Below are 17,011 nucleotides of genomic sequence, written 5' to 3'. Positions count from 1 at the left end.
TAATAAAACATATCAGCGGGAGAGGTGCCGGAGGCATTCGGTCCATGGACGGGACATGCCTTCAGCGCTCGACAAATCCGGTCACCGGCCCGCTGCATGAGTCCGCGAATGGCTCTACGTACCGGGTCGAGACCGTCCAACGGTCTTCGGCTTCGTTCATCATTCCGAAGCCATTTTCGCCGAGGTCTTGACTATGCCGAGTCATCCAGCTCCTTCAGGCGAGCGAAGCGCTTTGTTGATCGACCCCTCGGTGGTCGGTCAGTCGCATCTCCTGGTCAACACCGGGATCGCGCGCCTCGCCGTCTCGCGGCATGAGCGCGTGACCCTGATCGCCGAGGCGACGCACTGCGACGCGCTCAAGCAGTATCTCGGACCGGACATCAGCGCTCAGATTACCTTTGTTCCCTGGCACCGCAGGTCCGAGATCAGGAAGACGATTCGGCAGGTAATCGCAGGCAGGCAATTCGACCAAATCATTTTTACGAATGTCGAATATCTGTTGTTCGCCTATATGGTCATTTTCCATTGGAGAGCGAGCAGGAAACCGATCCTTTGGATGCTGCACAGCCACTTCGTGAACGCGGTCGGGCCGAAGAAGGCGTGGCGCATCAAGACCCTGATGAAGTGGTACCTGCTCTTTCGAACTTCGGAGCGGGTCAAATTCGTCGTCTTGGGGAGCAGGATCCGCGCCAACATCGAGGCTATGATCGGCTCCCTCGCCAGACCGGGCAGCATCATCTCCATCATCCACCCGGTGGGCATCGCGCCGCTGACGGAAGACAGGCGCAGCGCCGCCGTTTCCGCATCTCGGACACCGCGGGTCCTCTTCATCCCCGGCTGGCACGCCCTCCTGCCCGGAAACCAGGAACTCCTGAGCAACCTTGAACGCATCGCTCCGGAGGCTCGCCGCTTCGAGGTCGTCGTGCTCGCGAACAAGTTCGAAGGAGCCAACAACAAGAAGACGTTCCTGATGGAGTACACGGATCGCCTCAACCAGATCGCCCAGGCGGAATTTTTCCTGCATCTTCCGAGCGATCCCTACCGGCTGCAGGCGAGCGGAGCCATGATGGACATGCTCCTCACCGGCACGCCCATGATCGGGCTGAGGACGGATTTCGGCGAAGAACTGACCGGCATCATCGGGGATTTCGGGTACTTCTTCGATGACCGGGAGGGCCTGCTGCATTTCCTCCGCTCCGCCGAACTCGATCTCGCCGAGGTCCACCGGTTCCAAGCCAATCTGGCGGCGGGCTACGAGAAGATCATCGCGCTCAGTCAAGCCCAGTTCGATGCGGTGATCGCGTCCTGAACGCCCATCCCGATCCCGTCGCGGGAGAGCCGGGGGCGATGATCCCCGCCACGCCCGGGAAGGCCCGCGGTCGTCGTGAGCCAGCCATCCGCCGCCCGCGTTCGAGCCGGGCGCTCCGGAGCCCCCCTTGCGATGCGCCGAAGCGCCCCGCCGCCGCCACAACCGCCCTCGCGGCAAATCGCGACCGCAAATTCAGTTTCAGCGTCGGAGAATGCCGCCAGCCCCGCACCCAGGCAGGGCTGATTGCAGACCCGCCGCGGGCAATAGGGTGGGCTATAGGGATGTGTCACCTTATTGCCCCAACCCTGCACATTCCGACGTCGCGGACGGCTGCGACCGAGTCAAAGGGCCAAATTTGAGCTAAGCGTGACGGTGGGGCGGGCTTGATCGGATACCAACGGAACGCCGCACCTTGGCCGTTTTCGTTTCGGAGATCCGGCTCCAAAGAGACCGCAAGGGCTTGTTCATCGTGACACTGCGTCCACAAGCGAGTTGCCTGAGGTTCCGCCGAGTCGGGATGGTTTCCGCGCTCGCGATCTTGGCGGCGACTCCGTCCGCGGCCGAGACCTTGGAGAGCGCGCTCGCGAAGGCCTACCAAGGCAATCCGTCGCTCAACGCGAGCCGCGCCGGCGTGCGCGCCATCGACGAGAACGTCGCCATCGCCCAATCCGGGTATCGCCCCCAGGTCAACGTGGGCGCCGCGATCGGCGTCCAGTACCTCCAGACCCGGTCCGCGAGCGCGGTGACGAACGTTGCCGGATCCACCGCCGCGGGCGGGACGACGTCCGGCACCGGCGCCGCTCTGGGCGGGGGAACGGCCGGGGCGGGGGCGAGCCTCGGAACGTCGACAGGGATCGGCACCGCGGCAGGCACGACCGGCCTCGGAACGAACGGCTCGTTCGCCACGGGCGGTGCCGGCCAGACCGCGGTCGGCGGTGCGGGCTCGGTCGGGGGGGCGTCCCCGGAGATTGCCTCCCAGACCATCACGTCGAGCCGGACGATCCGGACGACCTACCTTCCGAGCAGCGCCAGCCTGACGGTCTCGCAGACGCTCTTCAACGGCTTTCAGACCGACAACCTGACCCGACGCGCCGAATCGACCGTCTATAGCCAGCGCGAGACGCTCCGCTACACGGAGCTCACGGTCCTCTACAACGCCGTTCAGGCGTACATGAACGTGCTCAGCAACACGGCGACGCTGGAGCTGAACCGCAACAACGTCGAGGTGCTCGAAGAGCAGCTCCGGCAGACGCGCGACCGCTTCAACGTCGGCGAGGTCACGCGCACGGACGTCGCCCAGGCCGAGGCGCGCCTCGCCGGCGCACGTTCGCAGGTCAGCGTCGCCGAGTCCGCCCTGCGCACCAGCATCGGCGTCTACCGCCAGAACATCGGCGTCGAGCCGCGTCAGCTGGCGCCGGGCCGGCCGCTGGATCGGTTCGTACCGGCGAGCCTCGACGCGGCCATCGCCGTCGGGTTGCGCGAGCATCCGCAGATCGTGTCGGCCATCCACGCCGTGGATGCCGCCGAAGCGCAGGTGAAGGTGCTCGAGGGCCAGCTGGCCCCGAGCGTGAGCCTGCAGGGCTCCCTCAGTCAGCTCTATGACCAGAACGGCCCGAACTCGAGCTTCTTCATCGGTTTCGTCGGCGGCCGGCTCAACATCCCGATCTACGAGGGCGGTCAGACCTACGCGCAGATCCGGCAGGCCAAGGAGACGGTCGGCCAGACCCGCATCCAGGTCGATCAGGTCCGCGATCAGGTCCGCGCGCAGGTCGTGGATTTCTGGGGCCGGCTCGAGGCCGCCAAGGCGCAGGTCATCGCCGCCCAGGCTCAGGTCCAGGCCAACGAGGTCGCGCTCAACGGCGTGCGCGAGGAAGCGCGCGTCGGCCAGCGCACCACCCTCGACGTGCTCAACGCGCAGCAGGAACTCCTCACCTCGCGCGTGAACCTGATCGTCGCCCAGCGGGACCGGGTGATCTATTCCTACGGTGTCGTGCAGGCCATTGGTCAGCTGACGGCGCGCTTCACGGCCCTGCCGGTCGAGTACTACAGCGCCAAGGTGCACTACGATCAGGTCAAGGACCTGTGGTTCGGCCTGCGCACGCCGGACGGGCGCTGAGGTCTTTTCCACGGGGAGTGTGGTGCGGGCGCGCTTGCCGCAACGAAACGGCATGGAATACTGATTGAACAGCGACCCGTTCGGGTCGCATTCCAGTCTCCCACGTCCGAGTGCGCCTGCCGATGAGTGCAGCAAGCCCCAAGATCCCGGATTCGAAGTTCCAGGATAAGGCTGCCGACAAGGCGCACGAGCCTTCGATGGAGGAGATCCTCGCCTCGATCCGGCGGATCATCGCCGACGATCAGGCCACGAAGCCGGCTGAAACGGTCGCGCCCGAACCCGAGGATGTCCTCGATCTCGCCGAGGTCGCCGAGCCGGTGATGCGGCCCCGCGTCGTAGCGCCTGAGCCCGAGCCGGCCGTGCTCGATTTCGACGCGATCGACTTCGACGATCCCATTCCCGTGGCGCGGGAGCCTGAGCCTGAGCCCGAGCCGATCCCGGAACCGCCGGCGCCGCCGAGCCCGCCGCCGCAGCCGCTCTTTCAGGCCCCACAGCCCGAGCCGGACGCCCTCGTCTCTCCGGCTACCGACGCCAGCGTCAGCGGTGCGTTCAACCTGCTGGCCCACACGGTGCTGACGCAGAATGCCCGCACGCTGGAGGATCTCGTCAAGGAGATGCTCCGGCCGATGCTGAAATCCTGGCTCGACGACAACCTGCCGGCCGTGGTCGAGCGCCTCGTGCGCGCCGAGATCGAGCGGGTCTCGCGCGGCCGCTGAGCCGGCGGGCTGGATACGGCGGCCGCGGGTCGCCGTCCGCGTGTTGACGGGAGCGGCGCGACGGTCGAAAGCGGGGCCAACCCCGTTTGGACAAGCGCCGGCCCGTATCCGCGATGATGGACAAGACCTTCGAACCCGCCTCCGTCGAGGCGCGGATCTCCGCCGCCTGGGCCGAGGCGGACGCCTTCCGCGCCGGCCAGCCCGAGCGCGCCGGAGCTCCGCCGTACTGCATCGTGATCCCGCCACCGAACGTGACGGGCTCGCTGCATATGGGCCACGCCCTCAACAACACCCTGCAGGACATCCTCTGCCGCTTCGAGCGCATGCGCGGCAAGGATGTGCTCTGGCAGCCCGGGACCGACCATGCCGGCATCGCCACCCAGATGGTGGTCGAGCGGCGGATGATGGAGCGCCAGGAGCCCGGCCGCCGCGAGATCGGCCGCGCGGCCTTCGTCGAGAAGGTCTGGGCTTGGAAGGCCGAATCGGGCGGCGCGATCGTCAACCAGCTGAAGCGGCTGGGCGCCTCCTGCGACTGGTCCCGCGAGCGCTTCACCATGGACGAGGGCCTGAGCCGCGCCGTCCTCAAGACCTTCGTCGATCTGCACCGGCAGGGCCTGATCTACCGCGACAAGCGGCTGGTGAACTGGGATCCGAAGTTCCAGACCGCGATCTCGGATCTGGAGGTTCAGCAGATCGAGACGAGGGGCCATCTCTGGCACTTCGACTACCCGGTGGTGGACGCGGAAGGCGCCGAGACCGGCGAGATCATCACGGTGGCGACCACCCGCCCCGAGACGATGCTGGGCGATACCGGCGTGGCGGTCCATCCCGAGGACGAGCGCTACACGGCGCTCGTCGGCAAGAGGGTGCGCCTGCCGCTGGTCGGCCGGTTGATCCCGATCGTGGCCGACGCATACTCGGACCCCGAGAAGGGCACCGGCGCGGTCAAGATCACGCCGGCGCACGACTTCAACGATTTCGACGTCGGCCGCCGGCAGGGGCTCGGCCTGATCAACGTCCTCGATCCCGAGGGCCGGATGCTGCTCGAGGGCAACGCCGACTTCCTCGACGGAACGTCCCCGGAGCCCGAGGCCCTGGCGCTCCACGGCCTCGACCGGGCGCAGGCCCGCAAGGAGGTCGTCGCGCTGATGGAGGCGCGCGGGCGCCTGCGCGCGACCGAGCCGAACACCCACGCGGTCCCGCACGGTGACCGTTCGGGCGTGGTCATCGAGCCGTACCTGACCGACCAGTGGTACGTGAACGTCAAGCCCCTGGCGGAGCGCGCCCTCCAGGCGGTGCGCGACGGACAGACCAAGTTCGTCCCCGAGAACTACCAGAAGATCTTCTTCCAGTGGCTCACCAACATCGAGCCGTGGTGCATCTCGCGCCAGCTCTGGTGGGGCCACCAGATCCCGGTCTGGTACGACGCCGAGGGCGGCATCTTCGTCGCCGAGAGTGAGGCTGCGGCCTCTGCCGCGGCAGAGGCGAAGCATGGCCGGCCGGTGCCTCTGACCCGCGACGAGGATGTCCTCGATACGTGGTTCTCCTCGGCCCTCTGGCCGTTCTCGACCCTCGGCTGGCCGGATTCGACCCCGGAACTCACCCGGTTCTACCCGACCAGTACCCTGGTGACCGGCAAGGACATCCTGTTCTTCTGGGTCGCCCGGATGATGATGATGGGCCTGCACCTCACCGACCAGGCGCCCTTCGACACGGTCTACCTGCACACCCTGGTGCGGGACGCGTCGGGTGCCAAGATGTCGAAGTCGAAGGGCAACGTCGTCGATCCGCTGGAGCTGATCGATCAGGTCGGCGCCGACGCCCTGCGCTTCACCCTCTGCGCGCTTGCCGTCCAGGGCCGCGACATCAAGCTGTCCGCCGACCGGGTCCAGAGCTACCGCAACTTCGCGACCAAGCTCTGGAACGCCGCCCGATTCGCGGAACTCAACGGTTGCCGCCTCGACCCCGCCTTCGACCCGCGTTCGGTCACCGGGGCGATCAATGGCTGGGCGCTGACCGAGGCCGCCCGGGCGGTCGACGAGGTGACCGCCGCGCTGGAGGCCTTCCGCTTCAACGACGCGGCGGGCGCCGCCTACCGCTTCGTCTGGAACATCTTCTGCGACTGGTATCTCGAGCTCGCCAAGCCCGTGCTCCAAGGTGAGGGTGTCGAGCCCGCCATCAGGACGGAAACGCAGGCGACCGTGGCGTTCCTGATCGACCAGGTCGCCAAGCTGCTGCACCCGTTCATGCCCTTCCTCACCGAGGAGCTGTGGGCGATCAAGGGGGCGGGGCTGGCGGAGCGCGGCCTCCTGACCCTCGCCGCTTGGCCGGATCTGGCGGGCCTCGCCGATGCCGCCGCCGAGGCCGAGGTCGGGTTCGTGGTCGAGCTGGTCAGCCAAGTCCGCTCGGCGCGGTCGGAGACGAACGTCCCCGCCGCCGCGCAGATCCCGCTGGTGCTGGTCGGGGCAAGCCCCGATGTCCGGGCGCGGGTCGAGGCTTGGCGGGACACGCTTCTGCGCCTGGCCCGGCTGTCGGAGATCGACTTCGCGGAGACGCCGCCGAAGAACTCGGTTCAGCTGCTGGTGCGCGGCAGCGTCGCCGCCCTGCCGCTGGAAGGCGTGGTCGATCTCGCCGCAGAGGTCGCGCGTCTGAAGAAGGAGCAGGGCAAGGCACAGGGCGAGATCAAGAAGATCGACGCCAAGCTCGGCAACGCCGACTTCGTCGCCCGCGCGCCGGAGGAGATCATCGAGGAGAACCGCGAGCGGCGCGAGAGCGAGACGGTGCGCCTCGCGAAACTCGAGGAGGCCCTGGCCCGGCTGAGCGGCACCTGAGCGCGGGATCGGCTCAGGACCTCCAATTCTTGGTCCCGTCCTGAGGTGCTGCGCAGCCGCCGGAAGGTGCGATCCGAACGTCGCCGGGCGATCGGGTATCCCCCCTTTCGCGGCCGGGTCATCTCCGATTGCCCGGCGCGTCGCGATGCGGGGGTGCGTCGATGCGCGATCGTATCGTCCGATCAGGATCGGTCGAGCGGGCTTCCGGCTTCGAGTCCGCCGGGGTCTCGCACGTCAATGCGGAGCACGCGCTCCATGGCCAGGGGACGGGCTTTGCGGGTGTCGACCTGCCGGTATCGACGGAAGAGCTGGCTGGCTCCCGCAGCCGGGCGCGACCGGCGCGTGCCGAGGCTCCCGGTGAAGGGATTGGGTGCGTTCGCACTGCCGTACGAGCCGGACCTGGCCGAACTTCCGAAGCCGTCGTACCCGCGCTCACGCGGAGGCGAGGAATAATCGGGCGGCACGTCGATCCCGGTCTGGTTGCGGTATCCGGGCTTCAGGGGCTTGACCGTCCGGATGGCGAGATCATCGTCCAGGCGGCGCCTGTCGATCTCGCGGACGGAGAGGGACTTGTTCTGCGAGCCCTTCGGTTTCGCCCCCTCGGTCACGGAAGGCTTCGCGTCGAAGTAGCTGCGGTAATCGGAATCGATCCCGGCCGCCACGATCCCCACGGTCGATCCCAGGAGCATGGCCGTCGCGAACAGGATCCGCGTCATGGCGCCCGCCGCATCGGCCACCGCCACATCGTGCCGGTCCGCTGCTGACGATAGGCCGGCGGATCACGCCAGATTCTGACGTGGCTCCGCCCCAGCGCATGTGACGGGCGGCACGGGCTACGAAGGTTTCCACACCGAGCGGCCGATCTTGGATGCGGCTCAAACCCACTCCGGAGGCCGCGCGCGGTGAGTCGGCCAGGGCCTCCGGCCGGCCACCTGTCCGATCCGTAATGTGACCGCCACGCCGGGGTCAGGGGCCATCCCCTAGACAGATCCCATCGACCGCCGCGTGAGCCGGCATCGTCCAGATCAGTCCCGAGAGGTTTCAGACCCCCATGACCGAGACCCGTCCCTCAGTCCGCACCTCGCGCCGCGCCCTCGCTTCCGTGGCCGCCGCCGCGCTGATCGCCGGCGGTGCCCTCGGCAGCGGCTACCTGCCGGCCGCCACCCCGGCCTACGCCCAGGCCCTGCCCAAGACCCCCATCGAGGCTCCCGAGCATCCGCCGGGCTCGTTCGCCGGCATCGTCAACAAGGTGAAGCCGGGCGTCGTCTCGGTGAAGGTGAAGCTCGACGATTCGGCGAGCAGCAACGGCGACGACGAGGACGGACCGAGCCAGGGCCGCAACCTCCAGAATGTGCCGCCGCAGCTGCGCGAATTCTTCCGCCGCTTCGGCCAGAACGGTCCCAACGGGATGCAGCCCCAGCGTCAGGGCCCGCGCGGCGCGGTCGGCTCCGGCTTCATCATCTCGGCCGACGGCTACGTGGTGACCAACAACCACGTGGTCGATCACGCCAAGACCGTGCAGGTGACGCTCGACGACGGCCGCACCCTCGACGCGAAGGTGATCGGCAAGGATTCGAAGACTGACGTCGCCCTGCTGAAGATCAACGAGGGCTCGAACTTCCCCTACGTGCAGTTCGGCAAGGCCGCGCCGCAGGTCGGCGACTGGGTGGTGGCGATCGGCAACCCGTTCGGCCTCGGCGGCACGGTGACCGCCGGCATCGTCTCGGCCCGCGGTCGCGACATCGGCGCCGGCCCCTACGACGACTTCCTGCAGATCGACGCTCCGATCAACAAGGGCAACTCGGGAGGCCCGACCTTCAACGTCAACGGCGAGGTGGTCGGCGTGAACACCGCCATCGCGTCCCCGTCGGGCGGCAGCGTCGGCTTGGCCTTCGCGATTCCCGCCGAGACCGTTCAGGCGGTGGTCGAGCAGCTCCGCACCGACGGCAAGGTGGCCCGCGGCTACCTGGGCGTCCAGATCCAGCCGGTGACGCAGGACATCGCCGAGGGCCTCGGCCTCGACAAGGCCAAGGGTGCCCTGGTCGACCATGCCGAGAACGGAACCCCGGCGGCCAAGGCCGGCCTGAAGGCCGGCGACGTGATCGAGAAGGTCAATGGCGACACGGTGGACAGCGCCCGGGAACTCTCGCGCAAGATCGCCGGCATGAAGCCCGGCGCCAAGGTCGAGCTGAGCTACCTGCGCGGCGGCAAGGCCGATACCGCCACGGTGACGCTGGGCGCGATGCCCACGGACGGCACCAAGGTGGCGAGCCGCGACGACGACGCCTCGGGTAACGGCCAGCCACGGCTCGGCCTGCAGCTCGCGCCGGCCTCCGAGGTCGGACTGTCGGACCAGGGCGTTGCCGTGGTTCAGGTCGACCCCGACGGGCCGGCCGCCGCCAAGGGCATCGAGGCGGGCGACGTGATCCTCGACGTCGGCGGGCAGAGCGTGTCCCGGCCGGGAGATGTCGCGACGCAGATCCGAGCCGCCGAATCGAGCGGGCGCAAGGCCGTGCTGATGCGGGTCAAGAGCGGCAAGGGTCAGACGCGCTTCGTGGCGGTGTCGCTGAGCAAGAACGCCGGCTGAGGCCGGTTCTCCCGGCGCGGGCCCCGTTCCCGCGCCGTCTCGTGGTGACCCTCGACTGGCGCCGGCCGAACAGGCCGGCGCATTTTCGTATGTTCGAACCGACCGCCCGTGCGGGCGAAGCGGGACGGTCCTCGATGGGGCTTCAGCGCTCCGGCGCTGGGATGCCCAACCCCGGTCCGAGCCGGCTCCGGCAGCGTCCCAGCGCCGCGAAGGCCGCGTTCGAATCCCGGGCGAGCCGCATGAGGTCGCCCAGCCGCGCCCGGCCGCGGGCGAAGGCGAAGAACACGGCGGCGATATCGGGCTCGCCGTCTGCGGTGAGCGCCTCGGCCGCGAAGGCCGGCAGCGCCTGCCCGGCCGGATCGCAGATCACCCGTAGCGCCGCGAAGGGCAGGCCGTGCCGGCCCGCGAAGGACGCGGCCACGTGGGATTCCATATCCACGGCCGCCGCGCCCGTCGCAGCCCGCAGCTCCGTCTTGCCCTCCACGGCGAGGATGGCCGTATCGACGCCGGCCAGATCCGCCGGGATCACGCGGGGGCCCACACCGGACAGGATGTTGAGGAGCGCGGCCGACAACTCGAGATCGGCGGCGCGCCGCCCATCCTCGCCGACGACGCCAGTGCCCACGACGACGTCACCGGGCTTGAGCGATGGATCGAGGCCGCCGGCGATCCCGAAGCTGATCACCGCCCGGCAGGCGGGCGGCACGCGAGCATCCAGGAGTTGTCGGAGCCGGTGCGGATTACCGCCGGCTCCCACCGCCTCGACCCCCTCCCCGGCCGCCATGCGGCGCTCGCGGGCAAGCCCGGTGACGGCGAGGACGGGCGCGGCGGGATCGATCATGGCGCGCTGGTGAACCAGTCCGGCGAGGTCGGCAAGCAGGCGCGAGCGCCGCGGCGCGGCCGCGGATCGATCCGGCACGGGGTGGGGATCGCCCGGTCCCGCGGGATCATCGTCAGAGGAGGCCAAGTCTCGGATACCGGGGCTCGCGGGTCGGTCGTCGGGACACTCGAACGCGCTGGGATCCGGCGAAGCAGAGCCGGCCCTGAGGCCGGCCCGCAGCGTCACATGCCGAACTGGACGCGCCGGCTGTTGGTCCGCTTGAGGTTGCGGAAACGCGCCATCGCCCACAGCGGGAAGAACTTCGGGTAGCCATGATACCGCAGATAGAACACCCGCGGGAAGCCCGTGGCGGTATAGCGCTCCTCCTTCCAGAACCCGTCCGCGCCCTGCGTGCGGGTGAGGAAGTTGATGCCCCGGGTCACGGCCGGATCGTCAACGGCCCCCGCCGCCATCAGCGCGAGCAGCGCCCAGGCCGTCTGCGAGGCCGTGGAGGAACCGGCCTCGAAGGCGGGATCAATCTTGTACGAATTGGCGTCCTCGCCCCAGCCGCCGTCCGGGTTCTGGATGCGGATCAGCCAGGACACGGCACGCTGGATGCGCGGATCCGCGGGATCCACACCGGCGGCGTTGAGGGCGCAGAGCACCGACCACGTTCCGTAGATGAAGTTCATCCCCCAGCGGCCGTACCAGGAGCCGTCCTCCTCCTGGTCGTTCAGGAGGTAGTTCACGCCGCGGTCCAGCGCCCGGGAGGTCTCGCGGGTCTCGCCGAGCTGGGCCAGCATGCCGACCACGCGGGCAGTCACGTCCGCGGTGGGCGGATCGAGCAGCGCGCCGTGATCCGAGAACGGGATGTGGTTGAGATACATGTGGTTGTTGTCGGCGTCGAACGCCGCCCAACCGCCATCCTCGGACTGCAGCCCCTCGACCCACTCGCGGGCGCGGGCGATCGAGGCCTTGTAGTCCGGCATGCCGGCGACGAGCCCGTGCTGGTGCATGGCCCGGTCCATGGCCATCACCACCACGGCGGTGTCGTCGAGGTCGGGATAATGGGCATTCGCGTACTGGAACGCCCAGCCGCCCGGCCGGACCTTCGGCTTGCGCGCCGCCCAGTCGCCCACGATGTCGAGCACCTGCCGGGGCTTCAGCCAGTCGAGCCCAGCGCGGGCCTGGGCCTCGGCCTCGGGGCTGCCGGCCTCCAGCAGCGCGTGGCTGGCGAGGGCCGTGTCCCACACCGGCGACACGCAGGGCTGGACGTAGGCTTCCCCGGCCTTCTCGACCACCAGCTTCTCGATGGCATCGCAGGCGACGCGGACCTGCGGGTGATCGGGCCGGTAGCCCATCACCTCGTACATCAGCACCGAGTTGACCATGGCGGGGAAGATCGCCCCCAACCCGTCCTCGCCGTTCAGCCGCTCGCTCACCCAGGCGCGCGCCTTCTCCATGGCACGCTGCCGGCTCTTGCGCGGCAGATGGTTCTCCACCCGTTGCAGCATCCGGTCGATGAACCCGAAGATCGGCGTCCACGGCCACGTGGCATGGGGGGAGCCCGGCCAGGAGCGGACGCTCTCGGGCGGCGTCACGAACAGTTCCTGCACGCCGATGCCGCGCAGGTTGCGGGCCCGCGGCTTGGTTGCCTGGAGCACGAACAGCGGCACGACGGTGGTGCGGGCCCAGTAGCTGATCTTGTCGAGGTGGAACGGGAACCACTTCGGCAGGAACATCACCTCCACGGGCATCACCGGCACGGCGCGCCACGGCACCTCACCGTAGAGGGCCAGCATGAAGCGGGTGAAGACGTTGGCGTTGGCCGCACCGCCGCGGGACAGGATGCCCTCGCGCGCCCGGCGCATGTGCGGGGCCTCGATGTCGTCGCCGATCATCTTGAGGGCGAAATACGCCTTGACCGTGCAGCTCATGTCGAACGGCCCCTCGTGGACGAGGGCCCAGCCGCCGTGCCGGCCCTGGGTACGCCGGAGGTAGTTGCCGATCTTGGCCTCGAGGTCGCCGGGGACCGGGGTGCCGCGGAAATGGTGGAATAGGATGTACTCGGACGGGATCGTCGCATCCGCCTCGAGCTCGAAGCAGATGTGCCCGTCGTCATGCGACAGGTCGATCAGCGCGCGCGTCGCCTGCACCACGCCGCGCTCGACGTCGTCGAGCGAGATCCCCTGCGTCTTCGAGCGCTGCAGCGCCTCGACTTTGCTTACGGCCTCTCTCATAGTCCTCGCCTCGAACGACCGCCTCGCGGCGGACGCCATGCCTCAAGCTGCGCCGCGCATCCGGGTTCCGGCGCGCGCGGCAGGTCCCGCGCGCAGAGAGCGCGCGGCCGTCTGGCCCGAACGGATCGCTCCCTCGATCGTCGACGGCAGGCCGGTCGCGGTCCAATCGCCTGCCAGGACGAGATTGTCGTAGGCGGTTTCGGCCTTCGGGCGCCGCGCGGCTTCCGCCGGTGTCGCCGCAAAGGTCGCACGCTTCTCCTTTACGATCTGCCAGCTGGGCAGGTCGGGTGCAAGGTTGCAGAGCTCGGCGATCTCCGCCCATATCTGTCGCGCGAGGTCTTCCCGCGGCACCTCGAGGAGCCTGTCGGCCCCACTGATCGTGACCGAATATCGGTCGGGATAGGCGAAAAGCCACTCCGTCAGGCTGTTGACGACGCCGAGAACGAGCGGGCTGCCCGGCTTCGGCACCAGCGCGAAATGGGCGTTGACGATGGATCGGAATTCCATCGGAGCGTGGAGACCGGGCAACACCTCGCGGGCAACCCACGGCGGCAGCGCCAGCACGATGCTGTCCTCCGGGCCGAGGCTCTCGGGACCGTCCGAGAACACCAGCCGCCCGACGCGTCCGTCCGCGAGGTCGAGGCTGCGCAGGCGCCGTCCGAGGCGGATCTCGCAGCCGCGGGTCGTCAGAAAGCGAATCGCCGGATCGACGAAGGCGTAGGACAGCCCCTCGACGGCGACGAGGGGCCGGCAGGCCTTCCCGCCGGCACCCAGGGTCTCGCGCAGGATCCGTGCCGCCAGCCCGACATCGCTGTCGCGCGGCTCGGTATTGAGGGCGGCCAGCAGCACCGGGTGCCAGAGGCGCCGGTAAAGCGCGCCCTCGCAGGCCATATGCGCGCCGATCGTGCCGCCCGCCCCTTCCGCCTTGCCGGCGGCGGCCCGGAGGATGCCGAGCGGCGCGAGGTAGTCCAGGGCCTTCGTGCCTGGAACGCGGCGGGCCGGGCTCATCACCCACCAGGGCAGCCGCCCCGCGTTGGGCCGCAGGCGCCAGCGCTCGCCGGTCTTGAGGTCGGCGAAGTCGAACTCGGCGGCGTCCGGCCCGACCAGGGCGTCGTCGGGTGCGCCGATGGTCCTGAGGAAGCCCAGCGCGTCGGCATTGCCCGAGAGGAGCAGGTGATTGCCGTTGTCGATGGTCAGGCCGAGGGCCGAATCATAGTACGAGCGGCAGCGGCCGCCCGCCTGCTTGGCCGCCTCGTGCAGAACCACACGGGCTCCGGAATCCGCGAGTGCGACGGCCGCGGAGAGGCCGGCCAGGCCGGCGCCGACGACGTGGACGGTTTTCATCAGAGCAAGCCGTGACGGAGGACGACGCCCAGCAGCGCGAGCTTGCCGGGCTTCACCCGGGCGCGGGGCATCGCCCAGCCGCGTGCCAGCACCGACTTCAGGTAGAGGTGATAGGCCGCCGCCATCAGCCGGGCGGCCTTGGTCGCCTTGCGGGGGCTGCGCCGGATGATCTCCCAGGTCGCCTGATAATGGTCCTCGGCCTCCCGGGCGAGGGAGGCGCAGACCTCGCCGATGCGGGGGTGGCTGATGGCCTCGACCGGCGTGGGATCGGCGAGGCCGATCGCCTGAAGCTTCTCGCGGGGGAGGTAGAGGCGGCCGCGCTCGGCGTCCTCATCGATGTCGCGGAGGATGTTGGTGAGCTGGAGCGCCCGGCCCTGGTGCCAGGCGAGCCGGATGCCGTCCGCCTCCGGCATGCCGAAGATCCGTACCGACAGCCGCCCGACCGCGCTGGCGACCCGGTCGCAGTAGAGGTCGAGGGTCTCGGCATCGGGGGCGACGATGTCCTCGACGGCGTCCATGGCCATGCCGTCGATGACCGCCTGGAAATCCTCGCGCTTGAGGCCGAAGCGGCGCACGGGCTCCACGAGGTCGCGCACCCGCGGCGCGGGGCGGCCGGCATAGAGGGCGTCGATGTCAGCCCGCCAGCGGTCGAGTTCGACCTGCCGGACGGCCCGGGTACCGCCGTCGTCGGCGACGTCGTCCACGGCGCGGCAGAAGGCGTAGACGGCGTACATCGCCTCCCGCCGCTCCTTCGGCAGCAGGCGCATGGCCGTGTAGAACGAGGAGCCGGCGGCGGGCAGCGCCGGGGCTGCGCTCTCCGGGGTCGAGGCGGGAGTCGCGGTGGCGCTCACGAGCGGATTCCTTGGGTCGCAGCCCGGACCGTCCGCCCGCGGAAGGGCCGGCGTGCCAGGGTGGCGGCGACGCCGCCGAGCGCCGTCAGGGCAAAGGCGGCCTTGCCATGATGGACCTTCTCCGAGAGCGGATCGCGCTCCAGCAGACCGCGGCTCAGCACCACGGCGAGACGGTGGATCGCGGCGATCTCGAGGGACAGGCGCAGGTCGTCGATCAGGTCCGGCAGCACAGCGCCCTCGTCGAGGAGGTCGAGGCATTTCTGCCCCAGCTCGCGGATCACCGCCCGGAGCTGCGGCGGCGCCTGGGTCTCGCCCAGCATCGCCACGGTGGCGCCGTGCCGGTCGAGGCAATCCTGCGGGATGTACACCCGGTCGAGGGCCGCAAAGTCCTTGCCGCAATCCTGGAGGTGGTTGATCACCTGCAGGGCCGCGCAGATCGCGTCGGAGGGTCCGTAGACCCGGGCCGGATCCTCGCCGTGCACGTCGAGGACGAAGCGTCCCACCGGCATGGCCGAGTAGCGGCAATAATGGATCAGCTCGTCCCAGTTCGCGTAGCGGCTCTTGCGCGCGTCCATCCGGAAGGCGTCGAGCAATTCCAGCGCGTGGCGCGGCGGCAGGGCGCGGGCGGCGAGCTCGCGCTTCAGCGGCTCCGCCTCCGGGTCGGAGGGGCCGGCACCGGTCAGCGAATCGGCCAGCCGATCGAGGAGTTCGATCTTGCGCTCGGGCGCCAGCGTGGCGTGGTCGGCCACGTCGTCGCCGGCGCGGACGAAGTTGTAGAACGCCAGGATCGCGCCGCGGTGGCGCGGGTGGATCAGGTGCGAGGCGACCGGGAAATTCTCGTCGCGATGCCCCTTGCCGGAGCGCGTCGCGGTGGCGGATTCGAGGGTGCTCATGCGAGGTACCCCGCCTGCCGGAACCACGTGATCGCGTCGGACAACCCCTCGCGATAAGGCCGGGCCGTGTAGCCGAGCTCGGCCCGGGCCTTCCGGTCGGAGAAGAACATCCGGTAGCGCGACATGCGGATCCCGTCGATCGTCGCGAAGGGCTGCCGGCCGGTGACCCGCGCGGCGAGCTGCGCGAAGAACGCCACCGGGTAGACGGCGGCCCGCGGCAGGCTCACGGTCGGCGGCTTACGCCCGACCATGCCGGCGATGTCGGCGAGCATCTGCGACAGGAACACGTCCTCGCCGCCGAGGATGTAGCGCTCACCGATCTGCCCCTTAGAGAGCGCCAAGAGGTGGCCGTGGGCCACGTCGTCTACGTGGGCGAGGTTGAGGCCGGTATCGACGAAGGCCGGCATCTTGCCGAGCGCCGCCTCCTGGATGATGCGACCGGTGGGCGTCGGCTTGACATCGCGGGGGCCGATCGGCGTCGAGGGATTGACGATCACCGCCTGCAGCCCGTCGCGGGCGACCATCTCCTCGACCACCCGCTCGGCCACGACCTTGCTGCGCTTGTAGGCGCCGATCGCGGTCTCGGGCGTCAGCGGCATAGTCTCGTCGGAGGGGGTCACCCCATCGGCCGGCGGTCGGATCGTCGCGACGCTCGACGTGTAGACGACCCGCTCAACCCCGGCCTCCAGGGCCGCGCGCATCATCAGGCGCGTGCCGTCACGGTTGGTGCGGACGATCTCCTCCATGTCCGGTGCCCAGAGCCGATAATCGGCCGCGGCATGGATCAGGTAGCGCTGGCCGCGCATGGCCGCCGCCACCGCGGCCGGATCGCGCATGTCGCCCTCGGCGATCTCAACGTCGGTCCAAGTGAGGTTCCGGCGCGGGCTCGATGCGCGCACGAGGATGCGCACCGGGAAGCCGGCCCGGCGGAACACGTCGACCAGGGCGGAACCGAGGAAGCCGCTCGCGCCGGTGATCAGCACGGGGCCGACCTCGAGGGAGCCGGCGGTTTTGGCCTCTGCCATCAGGGATCTGGAGGGTTACCGAAAACCAGCGCGGCCGGGGATCCCCAGCCGCGCCGCGCTTGTGTCATCGAACCGCCCAGGCGGCAAGCGACGCGGCGGAATGCCCCCGTCGCGTGGCGGGCGCCGGATCTCAGGCCAGCCGCAGGCGCGAGCGGCTTTCCTTCCGGTCCGGCAGTGCGGTGAGGGCGGTTTTGACGATGCTGTCGGCGTCGAGGCCGGCCTCGGCGTACATCTTCTCGGGGCTGTCGTGATCCTGGTAGGCGTCCGGCAGCGTCATCG

The 17,011-nt window shown here is 69.4% G+C and carries 12 protein-coding genes; 5 read left to right on the top strand and 7 right to left on the bottom strand.

Annotated features, from left to right (window positions below; translation table 11 throughout):
* Positions 1–235 precede the first annotated feature (235 nt).
* From MFF58_RS24980 to MFF58_RS24965, 4 genes are all read left to right on the top strand, one after another.
* Positions 236–1,309, top strand: coding sequence for a hypothetical protein (locus MFF58_RS24980; protein WP_238291748.1), 1,074 nt, complete (start codon positions 236–238; stop codon positions 1,307–1,309).
* A gap of 517 nt (positions 1,310–1,826) precedes the next feature.
* Positions 1,827–3,425 carry a TolC family outer membrane protein gene (locus MFF58_RS24975; protein ID WP_238291746.1) on the top strand — a complete coding sequence of 533 codons (1,599 nt, stop codon included), beginning with the start codon at positions 1,827–1,829 and terminating at the stop codon, positions 3,423–3,425.
* A 122-nt stretch (positions 3,426–3,547) separates the two neighbouring features.
* Entirely contained in the window at positions 3,548–4,141 is a 594-nt protein-coding gene (locus MFF58_RS24970) for a PopZ family protein (RefSeq protein ID WP_238291744.1), read from the top strand.
* A 113-nt stretch (positions 4,142–4,254) separates the two neighbouring features.
* Positions 4,255–6,972: a valine--tRNA ligase gene (locus MFF58_RS24965; protein WP_238291742.1), complete on the top strand. Its 2,718-nt coding sequence runs from the start codon at positions 4,255–4,257 to the stop codon at positions 6,970–6,972.
* Positions 6,973–7,154: 182 nt separating this feature from the next.
* Here the strand turns inward: MFF58_RS24965 and MFF58_RS24960 are convergent, their stop codons facing one another.
* On the bottom strand, positions 7,155–7,709 hold the full coding sequence (locus tag MFF58_RS24960) for a hypothetical protein (RefSeq protein ID WP_238291740.1): 555 nt from the start codon (positions 7,707–7,709) through the stop codon (positions 7,155–7,157).
* A 314-nt stretch (positions 7,710–8,023) separates the two neighbouring features.
* Here MFF58_RS24960 and MFF58_RS24955 point away from each other — a divergent pair, with 314 nt between their 5' ends.
* The gene (locus tag MFF58_RS24955; protein ID WP_238291738.1) at positions 8,024–9,559 is read left to right on the top strand and encodes a Do family serine endopeptidase; all 1,536 of its coding nucleotides are present in this window, start codon (positions 8,024–8,026) and stop codon (positions 9,557–9,559) included.
* 142 nt (positions 9,560–9,701) lie between these two features.
* Here the strand turns inward: MFF58_RS24955 and MFF58_RS24950 are convergent, their stop codons facing one another.
* The 6 genes from MFF58_RS24950 to hpnA all read right to left on the bottom strand — a co-directional run bounded on the left by MFF58_RS24950 (position 9,702) and on the right by hpnA (position 16,732).
* A complete protein-coding gene (locus MFF58_RS24950) occupies positions 9,702–10,400 on the bottom strand; it encodes a phosphorylase (RefSeq protein WP_373323385.1) in 699 nt (232 codons plus the stop codon).
* A 221-nt stretch (positions 10,401–10,621) separates the two neighbouring features.
* Positions 10,622–12,619, bottom strand: coding sequence for a squalene--hopene cyclase (shc, locus tag MFF58_RS24945; protein ID WP_238291734.1), 1,998 nt, complete (start codon positions 12,617–12,619; stop codon positions 10,622–10,624).
* Positions 12,620–12,661: 42 nt separating this feature from the next.
* Positions 12,662–13,963 carry a hydroxysqualene dehydroxylase HpnE gene (gene hpnE / locus MFF58_RS24940; protein ID WP_238291732.1) on the bottom strand — a complete coding sequence of 434 codons (1,302 nt, stop codon included), beginning with the start codon at positions 13,961–13,963 and terminating at the stop codon, positions 12,662–12,664.
* Complete coding sequence (gene hpnD, locus MFF58_RS24935; RefSeq protein WP_238291730.1) at positions 13,963–14,814, bottom strand: presqualene diphosphate synthase HpnD; 852 nt, start codon at positions 14,812–14,814, stop codon at positions 13,963–13,965. The genes hpnE and hpnD overlap by 1 nt, the downstream gene beginning before the upstream one ends.
* The gene (gene hpnC, locus MFF58_RS24930; protein WP_238291728.1) at positions 14,811–15,707 is read right to left on the bottom strand and encodes a squalene synthase HpnC; all 897 of its coding nucleotides are present in this window, start codon (positions 15,705–15,707) and stop codon (positions 14,811–14,813) included. Before hpnC ends, hpnD begins: the two co-directional genes overlap by 4 nt.
* Positions 15,704–16,732 (bottom strand): hopanoid-associated sugar epimerase, encoded by a 1,029-nt coding sequence (hpnA, locus tag MFF58_RS24925; RefSeq protein ID WP_238291726.1) that lies wholly within the window; start codon positions 16,730–16,732, stop codon positions 15,704–15,706. The genes hpnC and hpnA overlap by 4 nt, the downstream gene beginning before the upstream one ends.
* Positions 16,733–17,011: the final 279 nt, after the last annotated feature.

It is taken from the genome of Methylobacterium longum (genome assembly GCF_022179385.1).
In the GTDB taxonomy this organism is placed as follows: Bacteria; Pseudomonadota; Alphaproteobacteria; order Rhizobiales; family Beijerinckiaceae; genus Methylobacterium; species Methylobacterium longum.
This window is presented reverse-complemented; position numbering and strand designations above follow the sequence as displayed.

Excerpts from the sequence above, each read along its gene's own strand:
- MFF58_RS24975 (WP_238291746.1), top strand. The coding sequence starts at position 1,827 with ATGGTTTCCGCGCTCGCGATCTTGGCGGCGACTCCGTCCGCGGCCGAG.
- MFF58_RS24970 (WP_238291744.1), top strand. The coding sequence starts at position 3,548 with ATGAGTGCAGCAAGCCCCAAGATCCCGGATTCGAAGTTCCAGGATAAG.
- MFF58_RS24965 (WP_238291742.1), top strand. The coding sequence starts at position 4,255 with ATGATGGACAAGACCTTCGAACCCGCCTCCGTCGAGGCGCGGATCTCC.
- MFF58_RS24955 (WP_238291738.1), top strand. The coding sequence starts at position 8,024 with ATGACCGAGACCCGTCCCTCAGTCCGCACCTCGCGCCGCGCCCTCGCT.
- MFF58_RS24950 (WP_373323385.1), bottom strand. The coding sequence starts at position 10,400 with ATGATCGATCCCGCCGCGCCCGTCCTCGCCGTCACCGGGCTTGCCCGC.
- shc (WP_238291734.1), bottom strand. The coding sequence starts at position 12,619 with ATGAGAGAGGCCGTAAGCAAAGTCGAGGCGCTGCAGCGCTCGAAGACG.
- hpnE (WP_238291732.1), bottom strand. The coding sequence starts at position 13,963 with ATGAAAACCGTCCACGTCGTCGGCGCCGGCCTGGCCGGCCTCTCCGCG.
- hpnC (WP_238291728.1), bottom strand. The coding sequence starts at position 15,707 with ATGAGCACCCTCGAATCCGCCACCGCGACGCGCTCCGGCAAGGGGCAT.
- hpnA (WP_238291726.1), bottom strand. The coding sequence starts at position 16,732 with ATGGCAGAGGCCAAAACCGCCGGCTCCCTCGAGGTCGGCCCCGTGCTG.